Below are 14,774 nucleotides of genomic sequence, written 5' to 3' on the forward strand. Positions count from 1 at the left end.
GTCGGCGGCCCTCCCGCGCCCCCACCGCGCACAGCCCCAACGACCGTACTTTTCCGGCCTGGACGAGCTCCGCCATCGCGCCCCACGTCTCCTCGACGGGCACCTCGGGGTCCTCGCGGTGCAACTGGTAGAGGTCGATCACGTCGGTCTGGAGCCGCCGCAGCGAGGCGTCGCAGGCCCGCTTCACATAGCCGGGGCGGCCGTTGGCGACGATGTGCTGCTCGCCCACCAGCAGGCCCACCTTCGTGGAGACGAACGCCTCCGCGCGGCGCTCCCTCAGCACCCGCCCCACCAGCAGCTCATTGGTGAACGGGCCGTACATGTCGGCCGTGTCCAGCAGAGTCGTGCCGAGGTCGAGCGCCCGGTGCACCGTCCGCGTCGACTCGTCGCCCCGCCGCCGCGACCCGGTGTACGCCCAGCTCATCGGCATGCATCCGAGTCCGACGGCCCCCACCTCGAGCGTCGCCGCGCCGATCGTCCTGCGCTCCACCTGGTCGTGACCCTCCCTCTCCTGGCCCCCCAACCTAACCTCTGCCGTACCGGGCGCCTGACATAGCCTCCGGAGCATGACTGCTGACCTCACCGCTGCCAGGACCGCCGACGTGACCGGCGACGTGTGGCTCCCCATCCCCCCGGACGAGATCGAGGGCCTGCCGCAGGGGCCCGACTATCTGTTCTACGACGGGGGTGAGGACGGCACCCAGGAGTACCCGGGCGACCCGGCCGACTGCGTCCTGTACGTCGTGCCGTACATGAAGCGGCTGTCGGTGCGCGTCGGACCGCTGGAGCACATGCGGAACCTGAAGGTGGTCCAGACGCTGACCGCGGGCGTCGACGACGTCCTGTCACGGCTGTCCGTGGTCGCTCCCGGTGTCCAGCTGTGCAACGCGCGCGGTGTGCACGAGGCCAGCACGGCGGAGCTCGCGCTGACCCTCACCCTCGCCTCCCTGCGGGGTGTGCCGGACTTCGTGCGGGCCCAGCAACAGGGGCTCTGGGAGGGCGGGTTCCGGCCCGCGCTCGCCGACAGGAACGTCCTGATCGTCGGCTACGGCGCGATCGGCGCCGCCATCGAGGACCGGCTCACACCCTTCGAGGTGGCGCGGGTGGCGCGCGTCGCGCGCTCCGAGCGCACCACGGCGCGCGGACCGGTGCACCCGCTCACCGACCTGCCCGCCCTGCTGCCCGAGGCGGATGTCGTAATCCTGTCCACGCCGCTCACCGAGCAGACGAAGGGGCTGGTCAACGCCGATTTCCTGGCCCGGATGAAAGACGGCGCCCTGCTGGTGAACGTGGCCCGCGGAGCCGTCGTCGACACCAAGGCACTTCTCGCGGAACTGGAGAACGGACGCATCACCGCGGCCCTCGATGTCACCGACCCCGAGCCGCTGCCGCCCGGTCACCCCCTGTGGCGGGCGCCCGGCGTCCTCATCAGCCCGCACGTCGGCGGCCCCAGCTCGGCCTTCCTGCCGCGTGCGAAAAGGCTGTTGGTGGACCAGTTGGCACGGTTCGTGAACCACGAGCCGTTGCGCAACGTGGTCCTTACGACAGGCGCGACGGCAGACGCGTAATCCACTTCGGGCACCCTCCGCATTCCTTCGGAAGCGGTACGTGCTCGTATTGCCGCAGGTGGTCACGGAGCGTAGAGGAACTATGTCCCTGAGTGACGAGACTGGTGTATCGTCCCCGACAGGGGCTGCGCCGCACACCGTTCGGCGCCGGGGACGGACTTGAGACAGCGAGGGGGGCGACGGGCGATGCACGGCCTATGGACGAACGATCCGACGCGACGGACCCGCCGACGGCGGCCCTGGCGAGCTGTGACGTCGAGGCACCCGCGGGGGAGCCACGACGACCACGGCTGTCACGGCTGTTGCCACGGGAACGACAGCCGCAGAAAGCACACCCATCCCACGCCCCGCGACCGGCGGGACCCGGGAGCGGTGATCACCGGGGAGCTCCAGTGAGCCCCCGCCCGTCCACCGTCTCCACGCTGAACCCCACGCTCCGCTCGACCAGGTCGCTGTCCGGCTCCCTCCTGCCCGGAGAGCCGGCCTCCGACCGCGGTGGAGCGACCCTGCGGGCTCAGCTCGTGCTCGCCCTGCTGTGCGCGGCCTACGCCGTCGGTGCCGCGTTCGGCTGGGGCGATGGACAAGTCGCCCTCATCATGGGTGACTTCGGGCTGGCCGCCGCCGCGGCGGCCGCCGCCGTCTCCTGCTTCCGCTACGCGCGCGGCCGCCGCGGCGGCTTCCGACTGGCCTGGCTGCTGTTCGCCCTCTCGTCCGCCATGGCGGCACTGGGCAACGGCGTCTGGGGGTGGTACGAGGTCGTCCTGGAGCGGCCCGTCCCGAACCCGAGCTACGCCGACCTGTTCTTCCTCTGCTTCGCGCCGCCCGCCATCGTCGGTCTGCTGGTGCTGGCGAAGCGGCCCGTGACCAAGGCCGGCTGGGTCTGCCTGGCACTGGACGCCTGGCTCATCGGCGGCTCCCTGGTCACCCTCTCCTGGAGCCTCGCGCTCGCCCAGACCGCCCAGCTCGGCGGTTCGACCACGGCGCACACCGCGCTCTCGCTGGCCTACCCGCTGCTCGACATCGCACTGGTCAGCATGGTGCTCGCCCTCCACTTCCGCCGCACCCCGATGCACCGCTCCGCGGTGAACACCGCGATCGGCGCGCTCGCGCTCACGGTGGTGTGCGACGCCCTGTTCACCTCGCCGCTGCTGCACAACAGCTACCGCTCGGGTCAGCTCCTCGACGCCGGCTGGTTCGCGGGCTCCCTGCTCCTCGCCTACGCCCCCTGGGCCGGGCAGCGGCACGGACAGGCCGAGGACGGCACGCACACGCGCGTGGTGCACGAACACATCCCGGGGCAGCGGCACGACGCCCCGCAGCGGTACGACGGCCCCCAGGCCGGCCCGGTCCATGTGCTCCTCCAGGGCGGAGGCCACACTCGGTATCCGGCCACCCGCCCCATCGCGGGATCCCTGGCCGCGCTCACCCCGTACCTGGCCGCGGCGGTCTGCACCCTGGGCATCCTCTACAACGTCCTCAACGGCCGCAGCGTCGACCGCGTGGTGCTGATCACCGCCTGCACCGTCGTGCTCGCCCTCGTGGTCCGCCAGGGCATCATGCTGCTCGACAACATCACGCTCACCCAGGAACTGGCCCAGAAGGAGAACCACTTCCGCTCCCTGGTCCAGGGCTCCAGCGACGTGATCATGATCGCCGCGCCGAGCGGCATCCTCCGCTATGTCAGCCCGGCCGCCGCCGGGGTCTACGGACGCCCCGCGGAGGAACTCGTCGGCAAGGAGCTGGCCTCGATCATCCACCCCGAGGACCTCGGCTGCGTGGTGCACGAGGTGCGCCGCTTCCTCGCCGCGAGCCCGGCCGAGGAGCCCACCACCCGGATCGAGTGCCGCTTCAAGTCCGGCGACGGCGGCTGGCTGAACGTCGAGTCCACGGTCAACCGCCACCACGGGGGCCTCATCTTCAACAGCCGGGACGTGACCGAAAGAGTGCGCCTCCAGGCGCAGCTGCAACACAACGCCGAGCACGACCCACTGACCGACCTGCCCAACCGCGCGCTGTTCACCAAGCGCGTCCAGCAGGCACTGTCCGGCCGCCGCTCCACCGACCGGGGCCTCGCCCTGCGCAACACGGCGGTCCTCTTCATCGACCTCGACGGCTTCAAGGCCGTCAACGACACGATCGGGCACCAGGCCGGCGACGAACTCCTCGTCCAGGCCGCCCGCAGGCTCCAGGAAGCGGTCCGCCACGGCGACACCGCCTCCCGCCTGGGCGGCGACGAGTTCGCGGCCCTCATCGTCGGGGACGGCTCCCGTGATCGGGCCGCGAGGGAACAGCACATCTTCGAGCTGGCCGACCGACTGCGGCTCACCCTGTCCCAGCCCTACTCCATCGACGGCAACGACGTCCGGGTGGCCGCCTCCATCGGCGTCGCCTTCGCCGAGCCCGGCCTCGGCGCGGGTGACCTGCTGCGCAACGCCGACCTCGCCATGTACCGCGCCAAGGCGTCCGGCAAGGGCCGCGTCGAGCTGTACCAGCCGCAGATGCAGCAGGACGTGGTCCGCAAGGCCGAGCTGGCCACCCGGCTGCGGGCCGCGCTGCACGACGGCGAGTTCATGCTGCTGAACCAGCCCGTGGTGGAGCTGGACACCGGCCGCATCGCCTCGGTGGCGACCGCGGCCCGCTGGCGCTCGTCCCAGGGGGTGCTGTTCACCCCGGCCGAATTCCTACGGGTCTCCGAGGACAGCGACAAGACCGCCGAGCTGGGCCGATGGATGCTGGAGCAGGCCGTCGAGCAGGCCGCCGACCGTCTCAACAATGGCCTGAACGTGCCGGTCTCGGTCCGTATGGGTGCCCGACGGCTGCTGGACCGCTCCCTGCCCCCCGGCTCCCTCGAGACGCTGCTGACCCGCCATGGGCTGCCCTCCGGCTCCCTGGTGATCGAGCTGTCCGACACGGACCAGCTGAAGGGCTCCCTGGACGACCTGGAACGCCGGCTGAAGCAGCTGAGGCGCCTCGGCGTCCGGATCGCCCTGGACGGCTTCGGCAGCGGCCACGGCGCCATCACGGCACTGCGCCGCCTCCCCGTCGACGTACTGAAGCTGGACCGCGGTCTCGTCGAAGGGGTCGTGGAGTCCCCCCGGCTCCACACGATCACCGGCGGACTGCTGCGTATCGCGGGCGATCTGGGGCTCCAGACCGTGGCCGAGGGGGTGGATCTGCCCGAGCAGGTCATCGCCCTGCGCACGATGGGCTGTACGCACGGCCATGGTGCCGCTTTCTCCGGACCGCTGGACGAATACCGGCTGCGCCGGGCACTGTCCTTGGGCCACTACCCCGTGCCCTCCGGACCGGCCGAGCCCGCGTTCGCGGGCGGTGGGGCAGGGGTGTACACAAGTGGTGTCCCCGCTGTTTACGGAGGCGGCAGTGCCCTTCGCTCACATAATGAGACTCCTGTCCCACCCACTTGACACGCGGTGCGCGCCGGGGGGAGGGTCAGTGCCATGCGCACCCGAATTCTCGTACTTGGAAAGCGCGTCGGCTGAAGCTGGGACCGACCGGAGGATGATCCGGAATCCCCAGCGACCGTACCCGGCGCGCTCCCCTCGCTTGCCTCATGGCAAGGAGGGGTTTTTTGTTGCACGGGCACCAGTCAGCGCAAGCCGCACACCGCACGAACTTCGCAAAAAACCCTCAGCATCGAGAAGAGAATGCCGATGACCGAGCAGGCCTCCGGGGCCCACCATCCGCAGCCGCGGCCCCGATCCGGAGGACAGTCCGCCCCCGTCGAACACGTCACGGGCGCGCAGTCCCTCATCCGCTCTCTCGAGGAGGTCGGGGCCGACACGGTGTTCGGCATTCCCGGCGGCGCGATCCTCCCGGCGTACGACCCGCTGATGGACTCGACCCGGGTGCGGCACGTGCTGGTGCGCCACGAGCAGGGCGCCGGTCACGCCGCGACCGGCTACGCGCAGGCCACCGGCAGGGTCGGTGTCTGCATGGCCACCTCCGGCCCCGGCGCCACCAACCTGGTGACCCCGATCGCCGACGCCCACATGGACTCGGTGCCGATGGTCGCGATCACCGGTCAGGTCGCGTCCAAGGCGATCGGCACGGACGCCTTCCAGGAGGCGGACATCGTCGGCATCACCATGCCGATCACCAAGCACAACTTCCTCGTCACCAAGGCGGAGGACATCCCGCGCACCATCGCGCAGGCCTTCCACATCGCCTCCACCGGCCGCCCCGGCCCGGTCCTGGTCGACATCGCCAAGGACGCCCTCCAGGCCCGTACGACCTTCAGCTGGCCGCCCGCCACCGACCTGCCCGGCTACCGCCCGGTGACCAAGCCGCACGCCAAGCAGATCCGTGAGGCCGCCAAGCTGATCACCGCCGCGAAGCGGCCGGTCCTGTACGTCGGCGGCGGTGTCATCAAGGCCGGCGCGACCGCAGAGCTGAAGGTGCTCGCCGAGCTGACCGGTGCGCCCGTCACCACCACCCTGATGGCGCTCGGCGCGTTCCCCGACAGCCACCCGCAGCACCTGGGCATGCCCGGTATGCACGGCTCCGTGGCCGCCGTCACCGGACTGCAGAAGGCCGACCTGATCATCGCCCTCGGCGCCCGCTTCGACGACCGCGTCACCGGCAAGCTGGACAGCTTCGCGCCGTACGCCAAGATCGTCCACGCGGACATCGACCCGGCCGAGATCGGCAAGAACCGCGCCGCCGACGTGCCGATCGTCGGTGACGCCCGCGAGGTCATCGCCGACCTGATCCAGGCCGTCCAGAAGGAGCACAGCGAGGGCAACCAGGGCGACTACAGCGCCTGGTGGAAGGACCTGAGCCGCTGGCGCGAGACCTACCCGCTGGGCTACGACCAGCCCGCCGACGGCTCGCTCTCCCCGCAGCAGGTCATCGAGCGCATCGGCCGGCTCGCCCCCGAGGGCACGATCTTCGCGGCGGGCGTCGGCCAGCACCAGATGTGGGCCGCCCACTTCATCCAGTACGAGAAGCCCGCCACCTGGCTGAACTCCGGCGGCGCCGGAACGATGGGCTACGCGGTCCCGGCGGCCATGGGCGCCAAGGCCGGCGCCCCGGACCGGACCGTCTGGGCGATCGACGGCGACGGCTGCTTCCAGATGACCAACCAGGAGCTCACCACCTGCGCCCTGAACGGCATCCCGATCAAGGTCGCGGTCATCAACAACGGCGCCCTCGGCATGGTCCGCCAGTGGCAGACGCTGTTCTACAACCAGCGCTACTCGAACACGGTGCTCCACTCCGGCCCGGACGACGTCAACCCGAAGGCCCGCGGCACCCGCGTCCCCGACTTCGTGAAGCTGTCGGAGGCCATGGGCTGCTACGCCATCCGCTGCGAGTCCCCGGACGACCTCGACAAGGTCATCGAGGAGGCGAACTCGATCAACGACCGCCCGGTCGTCGTCGACTTCATCGTCCACGAGGACGCGATGGTGTGGCCGATGGTCGCCGCCGGCACGTCCAACGACGAGATCATGGCCGCCCGGGACGTCCGCCCCGACTTCGGCGACAACGAAGACGACTGAGAGCCGTAGTAAAGGAACCAGACCATGTCCAAGCACACGCTCTCCGTCCTGGTGGAGAACACCCCCGGCATCCTGGCCCGGATCGCCGCCCTGTTCTCCCGCCGCGGCTTCAACATCGACTCCCTCGCGGTCGGTGTCACCGAGCACCCCGAGATCTCCCGCATCACCATCGTGGTGAACGTGATCGAGGAGCTGCCGCTGGAGCAGGTGACCAAGCAGCTCAACAAGCTCGTCAACGTGCTGAAGATCGTCGAGCTGGAGCCGTCCTCCGCCGTCCAGCGCGAACTCGTTCTGGTGAAGGTGCGCGCCGACAACGAGACGCGCTCCCAGATCGTCGAGATCGTCCAGCTGTTCCGCGCCAAGACCGTCGACGTCTCCCCGGAGGCCGTCACCATCGAGGCCACCGGGTCCAGCGACAAGCTGTCCGCGATGCTGAAGATGCTGGAGCCGTTCGGCATCAAGGAGCTGGTCCAGTCCGGCACCATCGCGATCGGCCGCGGCGCCCGTTCGATCACCGACCGGTCGCTGCGCGCCCTGGACCGGTCGGCCTGACGGTTTGAACGCCTCGCCAGGCGCCGTACGCCTGGTGGACGATTGCCTGACCGACGGCACGGGCGGCCGGTGACACGCCGTCCGCCCGTATGCCGAGACCGCGAGACTTCCCTTCGCCCCGCCGTCATACGGTGGGAAGCAACACCTGCACTCAAGGAGAGAACCCAAAGTGGCCGAGCTGTTCTACGACGCTGACGCCGACCTGTCCATCATCCAGGGCCGCAAGGTCGCGGTCATCGGTTACGGCAGCCAGGGCCACGCCCACGCCCTGTCGCTGCGCGACTCGGGTGCCGACGTCCGCGTGGGTCTGCACGAGGGCTCGAAGTCCAAGGCGAAGGCCGAGGAGCAGGGCCTGCGCGTGGTGAGCCCGTCGGAGGCCGCCGCCGAGGCCGACGTCATCATGATCCTCGTCCCGGACCCGATCCAGGCCCAGGTCTACGAGGAGCACATCGCCCCGAACCTGAACGACGGTGACGCCCTGTTCTTCGGCCACGGCCTGAACATCCGCTACGGCTTCATCAAGCCCCCGGCCGGCGTCGACGTCTGCATGGTCGCCCCCAAGGGCCCGGGCCACCTGGTCCGCCGCCAGTACGAGGAGGGCCGCGGCGTTCCCTGCATCGCCGCCGTCGAGCAGGACGCCACCGGCAACGCCTTCGCGCTCGCCCTGTCGTACGCCAAGGGCATCGGCGGCACCCGCGCCGGCGTCATCAAGACGACCTTCACCGAGGAGACCGAGACCGACCTGTTCGGTGAGCAGGCCGTCCTCTGCGGTGGTACCGCGGCGCTGGTCAAGGCGGGCTTCGAGACGCTGACCGAGGCCGGCTACCAGCCGGAGATCGCGTACTTCGAGTGCCTGCACGAGCTGAAGCTGATCGTCGACCTCATGTACGAGGGCGGCCTGGAGAAGATGCGCTGGTCGATCTCCGAGACCGCCGAGTGGGGCGACTACGTCACCGGCCCGCGGATCATCACGGACGCCACCAAGGCCGAGATGAAGAAGGTCCTCGCCGAGATCCAGGACGGCACCTTCGCCCAGGCCTGGATGGACGAGTACCACGGTGGTCTGAAGAAGTACAACGAGTACAAGACCCAGGACTCGGAGCACCTGCTGGAGACCACCGGCAAGGAGCTGCGCAAGCTGATGAGCTGGGTCAACGACGAAGAGGCCTGATCCGATGAGGCCGGCCGCGGCGGGTGCACCCGGAGCCGCGGCCGGCCTCTTCTCACGTCCGGGTGACCTTTCCGCGGTGGCGTGGGACGACGCCTTCGGCGCCACTACACTGCTGGACTACATACGCGTCAGGCCCACAGCGTCGTGCGTCTTCCACGCGGACACCACCCTCCACCGCCTGCGGCCGTCGGGACGGCCGTCCGCAGCATTGGACTTGTGAGGACTCACGTGAGCTCGAAACCAGTCGTACTGATCGCTGAAGAGCTGTCGCCCGCCACCGTCGACGCGCTGGGCCCGGACTTCGAGATCCGGCACGCCAACGGGGCGGACCGAGCCGAACTGCTCCCGGCCATCGCCGATGTCGACGCCATCCTCATCCGCTCGGCCACCAAGGTCGACGCCGAGGCGATCGCCGCCGCCAAGAAGCTGAAGGTCGTCGCGCGAGCCGGTGTCGGCCTGGACAACGTGGACGTCTCCGCCGCCACCAAGGCCGGCGTGATGGTCGTCAACGCCCCCACCTCGAACATCGTGACCGCCGCCGAGCTGGCCTGCGGTCTCCTCCTCGCCACCGCCCGCCACATCCCGCAGGCGAACACGGCGCTGAAGAACGGCGAGTGGAAGCGCAGCAAGTACACGGGCGTGGAGCTCGCCGAGAAGACCCTCGGTGTGGTCGGCCTCGGCCGTATCGGCGCGCTCGTCGCGCAGCGCATGTCCGCCTTCGGCATGAAGGTCGTCGCCTACGACCCGTATGTGCAGCCCGCGCGCGCCGCGCAGATGGGTGTGAAGGTCCTGTCGCTGGACGAGCTGCTGGAGGTCTCCGACTTCATCACCGTCCACCTGCCGAAGACCCCCGAGACGGTCGGCCTGATCGGCGCCGAGGCGCTGCACAAGGTCAAGCCGTCGGTGCGCATCGTGAACGCCGCGCGCGGCGGGATCGTCGACGAGGCCGCGCTGTACTCGGCGCTCAAGGAGGGCCGCGTCGCCGGCGCCGGCCTCGACGTGTACGCCAAGGAGCCGTGCACCGACTCCCCGCTGTTCGAGCTGGACGAGGTCGTCTGCACCCCGCACCTCGGCGCCTCCACCGACGAGGCGCAGGAGAAGGCCGGTATCGCCGTCGCCCGCTCCGTGCGGCTCGCCCTCGCCGGTGAGCTGGTCCCGGACGCGGTGAACGTGCAGGGCGGTGTCATCGCCGAGGACGTCAAGCCGGGTCTGCCGCTCGCCGAGAAGCTCGGCCGTATCTTCACCGCGCTGGCCGGTGAGGTCGCGGTCCGTCTCGACGTCGAGGTGTACGGCGAGATCACCCAGCACGACGTGAAGGTCCTTGAGCTGTCCGCGCTGAAGGGTGTCTTCGAGGACGTCGTCGACGAGACGGTGTCGTACGTGAACGCGCCGCTGTTCGCGCAGGAGCGGGGCGTCGAGGTACGGCTGACCACCAGCTCGGAGTCGCCGGACCACCGCAACGTCGTCACCGTGCGGGGCACGCTCGGCAGCGGCGAGGAGGTCTCGGTGTCCGGCACCCTGGCCGGCCCGAAGCACCACCAGAAGATCGTGGCCGTCGGCGAGTACGACGTGGACCTCGCGCTCGCGGACCACATGGTCGTCCTGCGGTACGTGGACCGTCCCGGTGTCGTCGGCACGGTCGGCCGGATCTTCGGTGAGCACGGCATCAACATCGCCGGTATGCAGGTCGCCCGGTCCGCCGCCGGTGGTGAGGCCCTCGCGGTGCTCACCGTCGACGACACGGTGTCCCAGGGTGTGCTCGCCGAGGTGGCCGAGGAGATCGGCGCGACGTCGGCGCGCTCGGTGAACCTCGTCTGAGTCTCTCGCGGTGTGCGGCCGGGGCCCGGCCACCTTCGGGTGGTCGGGCCCCGGCCTTTCTCATGTCCGGGCGGGCTCGGCTGTGTCCTGCCCGATCGCGCTGTCGTCCCCGACGGCCGCGGGGCCTTCCCCGGCGGGGTCGGGGACCGGCTCGTGGTCCCTGGCCCGTACGCCGCGCAGGGCGACCGCTGCCAGCGCCGCGGCCCCCAGCAGGACGGCGGCCCCCGCGACCGCCGCGCCCTGCATACCGGTGGTGAAGGCGGCGCGGGCCGTGGCCGCGAGGGCGTCGCCCGTGGCACCGGGCAGCTGCTCGGCGACGGCGAGCGCGCCCCCGAGGGTCTCGCGGGCCGGAGCGGGAGCCGACGCCGGGATCTCGTGGTGGTAGACGGCGGTGCCGATGGAGCCGAGGGCGGCCATGCCGAGGGCGCCGCCGAACTCCTGCCCGGTCTCGAGGAGGGACGAGGCTGAACCGGCCCGTTCGACGGGGGCGGCGCCGAGGGCCAGGTCGGTCATCTGGGACATCACCGTCACGATGCCGGCGGCGAGCACACCGGCCCCGGCCAGCACCAGCCACAGGGTGTCCGGTCCGGCGGTGGCGAGGAGGCCGTAGCCGCACGCGGCGGTCGTGAAGCCCGCCGCCACCACGTACGCCCGGTTCACGCCCCGCTGCACGAGAGCGGTGGCGACCGGTGCGGCGACCCCGACGAGCAGGGAGGGCAGCAGCCCCCACAGCGCGGCCTCCAGCGCGCTCTTGCCGAGGACGGACTGGAGGTACTGGGTGGTGAAGTACGCCGAGCCCATCATGCCGAAGGCCGCGAGGAGGTTGAGGGCGACCGCCGGGGTGAAGCCGGGGCCGCGGAACAGGGCGGGGGAGATCATCGGGGACGGCGTCGTGCGCTGGCGGTGGACGAAGAGGGCCGCGAAGAGCAGGCCGACGGTCAGGCTGACCACGTACCGGACGTTCCAGCCCTCCGAGGGGATCTCCTTGAGGCCGTAGACGACCGGCAGGACCGCCGCCATCGACATCGGGACGCTGAGCAGGTCGAAACGGCCGGGCGCGGGGTCCTTCCACTCGGGCAACAGCACCGGGCCGAGCAGCAGGAGCAGGGCCATCGCGGGCAGGTTCACCAGGAAGACCGAGCCCCACCAGAAGAACTCGACCAGGACACCGCTCAGCACCGATCCGAGCGCGATGCCCGCCGTCATCACGCCGGACCAGATGCCGATGGCCGTGGCCCGCTGGCCGGGGTCGGTGAACATCGTGCGGGTCAGGGCCATCGTCGACGGCATCAGGGTGGCGCCGCCGATGCCGAGGACGGCACGTGCCGCGATCAGGGTCTCGGCGCTGTCGGCGTACGCGGCGACCAGCGAGGCCGCGCCGAACGCCGCCGCGCCGATCAGCAGGAGCCGACGGCGGCCGATGCGGTCGCCCAGCGAACCCATCGTCATCAGCAGTCCGGCCAGTACGAACGCGTAGATGTCGAAGATCCACAGCTGTTGGGTGCCGCTCGGCTCCAGGTCGGCGCTGATCGCGGGGACCGCGAAGTACAGGACGGACACGTCCATCGAGACCAGCAGCAGCGGCAGCATCAGGACGCAGAGGGCGGTCCATTCGCGGCGGCCGGCCCGCTGGGGCGCGGCCGGGGAGATCCGGGGATTCGTCGTCATGGACGGGACTGTACGAGTGTTTTATACTATCGTCTAGTACGCTTGTTTAAAACGCTCGTATGAAACATGTGTATGGGACGGTCGTATGAGGGCGCGGCTACGCTGAGGCGCATGGGACACCGTGAGGATCTGCTGGAAGGCGCCAAGCGCTGCCTGCTGGCCAAGGGCTTCGTGCGGACGACGGCACGCGACATCGTCAAGGAGTCGGGCACGAACCTGGCGTCGATCGGCTACCACTACGGCTCGAAGGACGCGTTGCTCGCACAGGCGTATGTGTCCCTGGTCGGCGACGTCTCCGTGGCCTTCGACGAGGGGGAGCGCGCGCCGAGCGGCACCGAGCCCGGTTCGGTCGAGCGGTTCCGGGAGGTGTGGGCCAACGTCATCGACACCATGCGGGAGCCGGGCTCGATGTGGCGGCTCAGCATGGAGATCATCGTCATGGGCGACCAGCTGCCCGAGGTCCGCGACCATCTCGCGCTGGCGCAGCGCGAGGCGGGGCGCGGTCTGATCCCGATGCTCATGGGCGGCCGGGAGGAGGACGTCACGGAGAAGGACGTCGACACCCTCGGAAAGCTGCTGGTGACGCTGATGACAGGGCTGATCGCCCAGTGGACCTTCGACCCGCCGAGCGCCCCCGAGGCCGACGAGCTGGCCGAGGGGCTCCTGCGGATCATCGCGGCGACGCGGGGGGAGTGATTACGCCGGCACGAGCCGGCCCCCGCGCATCTCGACCGCCCGGTCCGCGAAGTGCCGTACAACTGCGCGGTCGTGACAGATGAACAGATAGGCGAGCCCCAGGTCGTCCTGGAGGTCGGCGAGGAGGTTGAGGACGCCGGCCCGGACGGACGGGTCGAGGGCGGAGACCGGCTCGTCGAGGACGAGCAGACGGGGCTCGGAGGCCAGGGCACGGGCGATGCCGGCGCGCTGGCACTGGCCGCCGGACAACTCGTGCGGGAAGCGGTCGCCGTAGGCCGGGTCGAGGCCGACGCGGTCGAGGAGCGCGGCGACCCGCGCGGGGCCCGTCGCGTCCCAGCGGCCCTGGACGCGCAGGGGCTCCGCGACCGCGTCCCGGACGCGGTGGCGAGGGCTGAGCGAGCCGTACGGGTCCTGGAAGACCGGCTGCATCCGGGGCCGCAGCGGGCGCAGTTCGCGCTCGGTGAGCGTCGTCAGCTCCCGGCCCTCGAAACGGACCCGGCCGCCGTCGGGCCGGCGCAGCTGGAGCACGGCGGCCACCGTGGAGGACTTGCCGCAGCCGGAGGGGCCGTTCAGCGCGAGGGTCTCGCCCGCGTCCACGGTGAAGGAGACGTGGTCGACGGCGGTGACCGTGCCGTAGCGGACGACCAGATCGCGCACGTCGAGCAGGGCGGTGGGCTGGTTCACGCGGGCCGCTCCAGGAACAACTCGGTCGCCGGGTACGGCACTTCGTCCCAGCGGTGGCAGGAGACCTCATGGCCGTCGCCGACCGTCCACGGGCGGGGTTCCTCGCGGTGGCAGCGGTCCTCGGCGAGCGGGCAGCGGGGCGCGAAGGCGCAGCCGGGCGGCAGCGCGTCGGGCGCGGGCGGGGAGCCGGGGATGGCGGGCAGCCGACGGCGCCGGCCGGAGCCGCCACGCCGCGGAGCGCCGCCCACGGGGCCGTCCTCGCCGTCCGCCGGTGGCAGCGACGCCAGCAGCCCCGCCGTGTACGGGGCGCGCGGGCGGTCCAGCACCCGGTGCGTCGGGCCCTGTTCGACCTGGCGGCCGGCGTACATGACCAGGACGCGGTCGGTGTGGTCGCGGACCACGCCCAGGTCGTGCGTGACCAGCACGAGCGCGGCGCCGACCGCCTCGCGCTGCTCGCCCAGGACCCGCAGCACCTGGTCCTGCAGCTCCGCGTCGAGCGCGGTGGTGGGCTCGTCGGCGACCACGACGTCCGGTTCGTTGATCGTCGCCATGGCGATCACGGCCCGCTGCCGCATCCCGCCGGAGTACTCGTGGGGGTACGCCCGTGCCTTGCGCGCGGCGTCGGGGATGCCCACCCGGTCGAGGGCGGCGACCGCCCGGGCCCGGGCCTGCGAGCGGGAGACGCGCGCCACCGACCGTACGGCCGCGACGAGTTGGTCGCCGACGGGGTGCACGGGGGACAGGGCGGACAGGGCGTCCTGGGGGACGAGGGCGATCCGGCGGCCGCGCAGGGCGGCGAGCGCCGGGCGGGCGGCGCCCACGAGTTCGGCGTACGACCCCGGCTCGTCCCGCAGCCGTACGCTCCCGCTCGTCGTCGTGCCCCGCGGCAGCATGCCCAGCAGGGCCCGCGCGGTGAGGGATTTGCCCGCGCCGGACTCGCCGACCAGGGCGAGCACCTCGCGGGGGCGGACGTCGAAGGAGAGCCCGCGGACGACCTCGAGGGCGCCGAAGGCGACCCGCAGGTCACGCACCGACAGCAGGGCGTCGGGCGCGGCCGGCACGACGGGCACCCTCGGAGCGGGCTGTGCGGGCTGTGCG

General features: G+C 71.2%; 11 protein-coding genes. 7 read left to right on the forward strand and 4 right to left on the reverse strand.

Annotated features, from left to right (window positions below):
* Positions 1-490, reverse strand: a 490-nt coding sequence (locus AOK23_RS15665) for an aldo/keto reductase (protein WP_206336209.1), incomplete at its 3' end; no start/stop codon positions are given.
* A gap of 76 nt (positions 491-566) precedes the next feature.
* On the opposite strand from AOK23_RS15665, the gene AOK23_RS15670 reads away from it, so the two are divergent.
* The 6 genes from AOK23_RS15670 to serA all read left to right on the forward strand — a co-directional run bounded on the left by AOK23_RS15670 (position 567) and on the right by serA (position 10,628).
* Positions 567-1,568 (forward strand): 2-hydroxyacid dehydrogenase, encoded by a 1,002-nt coding sequence (locus tag AOK23_RS15670; RefSeq protein ID WP_206336210.1) that lies wholly within the window; start codon positions 567-569, stop codon positions 1,566-1,568.
* Positions 1,569-1,960: 392 nt separating this feature from the next.
* Positions 1,961-4,993, forward strand: a complete 3,033-nt coding sequence (locus tag AOK23_RS15675) for a putative bifunctional diguanylate cyclase/phosphodiesterase (RefSeq protein ID WP_055713331.1) — start codon at positions 1,961-1,963, stop codon at positions 4,991-4,993.
* Positions 4,994-5,239: 246 nt separating this feature from the next.
* Positions 5,240-7,087 carry an acetolactate synthase large subunit gene (locus AOK23_RS15680; protein WP_206336211.1) on the forward strand — a complete coding sequence of 616 codons (1,848 nt, stop codon included), beginning with the start codon at positions 5,240-5,242 and terminating at the stop codon, positions 7,085-7,087.
* Between the two features lie 24 nt (positions 7,088-7,111).
* A complete protein-coding gene (gene ilvN / locus AOK23_RS15685; RefSeq protein WP_055713333.1) occupies positions 7,112-7,639 on the forward strand; it encodes an acetolactate synthase small subunit in 528 nt (175 codons plus the stop codon).
* 169 nt (positions 7,640-7,808) lie between these two features.
* Positions 7,809-8,810, forward strand: a complete 1,002-nt coding sequence (gene ilvC / locus AOK23_RS15690; protein ID WP_055512707.1) for a ketol-acid reductoisomerase — start codon at positions 7,809-7,811, stop codon at positions 8,808-8,810.
* Positions 8,811-9,038: 228 nt separating this feature from the next.
* Positions 9,039-10,628: a phosphoglycerate dehydrogenase gene (gene serA, locus AOK23_RS15695; RefSeq protein WP_055713334.1), complete on the forward strand. Its 1,590-nt coding sequence runs from the start codon at positions 9,039-9,041 to the stop codon at positions 10,626-10,628.
* A 60-nt stretch (positions 10,629-10,688) separates the two neighbouring features.
* Here serA and AOK23_RS15700 read toward each other — a convergent pair whose 3' ends face one another.
* Positions 10,689-12,296: an MFS transporter gene (locus AOK23_RS15700; RefSeq protein ID WP_055713335.1), complete on the reverse strand. Its 1,608-nt coding sequence runs from the start codon at positions 12,294-12,296 to the stop codon at positions 10,689-10,691.
* A 111-nt stretch (positions 12,297-12,407) separates the two neighbouring features.
* Here AOK23_RS15700 and AOK23_RS15705 point away from each other — a divergent pair, with 111 nt between their 5' ends.
* Positions 12,408-12,992, forward strand: a complete 585-nt coding sequence (locus AOK23_RS15705; protein WP_055713336.1) for a TetR/AcrR family transcriptional regulator — start codon at positions 12,408-12,410, stop codon at positions 12,990-12,992.
* On the opposite strand, the gene AOK23_RS15710 is transcribed toward AOK23_RS15705, so the two are convergent.
* Both AOK23_RS15710 and AOK23_RS15715 read right to left on the reverse strand, forming a co-directional pair.
* Positions 12,993-13,676, reverse strand: coding sequence for an ATP-binding cassette domain-containing protein (locus AOK23_RS15710; protein WP_055713337.1), 684 nt, complete (start codon positions 13,674-13,676; stop codon positions 12,993-12,995).
* Positions 13,673-14,746 carry an ABC transporter ATP-binding protein gene (locus AOK23_RS15715; RefSeq protein WP_420823710.1) on the reverse strand — a complete coding sequence of 358 codons (1,074 nt, stop codon included), beginning with the start codon at positions 14,744-14,746 and terminating at the stop codon, positions 13,673-13,675. Before AOK23_RS15715 ends, AOK23_RS15710 begins: the two co-directional genes overlap by 4 nt.
* Positions 14,747-14,774: the final 28 nt, after the last annotated feature.

This window comes from Streptomyces torulosus (genome assembly GCF_001419765.1).
Taxonomy (GTDB): Bacteria; Actinomycetota; Actinomycetes; order Streptomycetales; family Streptomycetaceae; genus Streptomyces; species Streptomyces torulosus.

Coding starts and splice junctions, on each gene's coding strand:
- AOK23_RS15670 (WP_206336210.1), top strand. CDS start 567: ATGACTGCTGACCTCACCGCTGCCAGGACCGCCGACGTGACCGGCGAC.
- AOK23_RS15680 (WP_206336211.1), top strand. CDS start 5,240: ATGACCGAGCAGGCCTCCGGGGCCCACCATCCGCAGCCGCGGCCCCGA.
- ilvN (WP_055713333.1), top strand. CDS start 7,112: ATGTCCAAGCACACGCTCTCCGTCCTGGTGGAGAACACCCCCGGCATC.
- AOK23_RS15705 (WP_055713336.1), top strand. CDS start 12,408: ATGGGACACCGTGAGGATCTGCTGGAAGGCGCCAAGCGCTGCCTGCTG.
- AOK23_RS15700 (WP_055713335.1), bottom strand. CDS start 12,296: ATGACGACGAATCCCCGGATCTCCCCGGCCGCGCCCCAGCGGGCCGGC.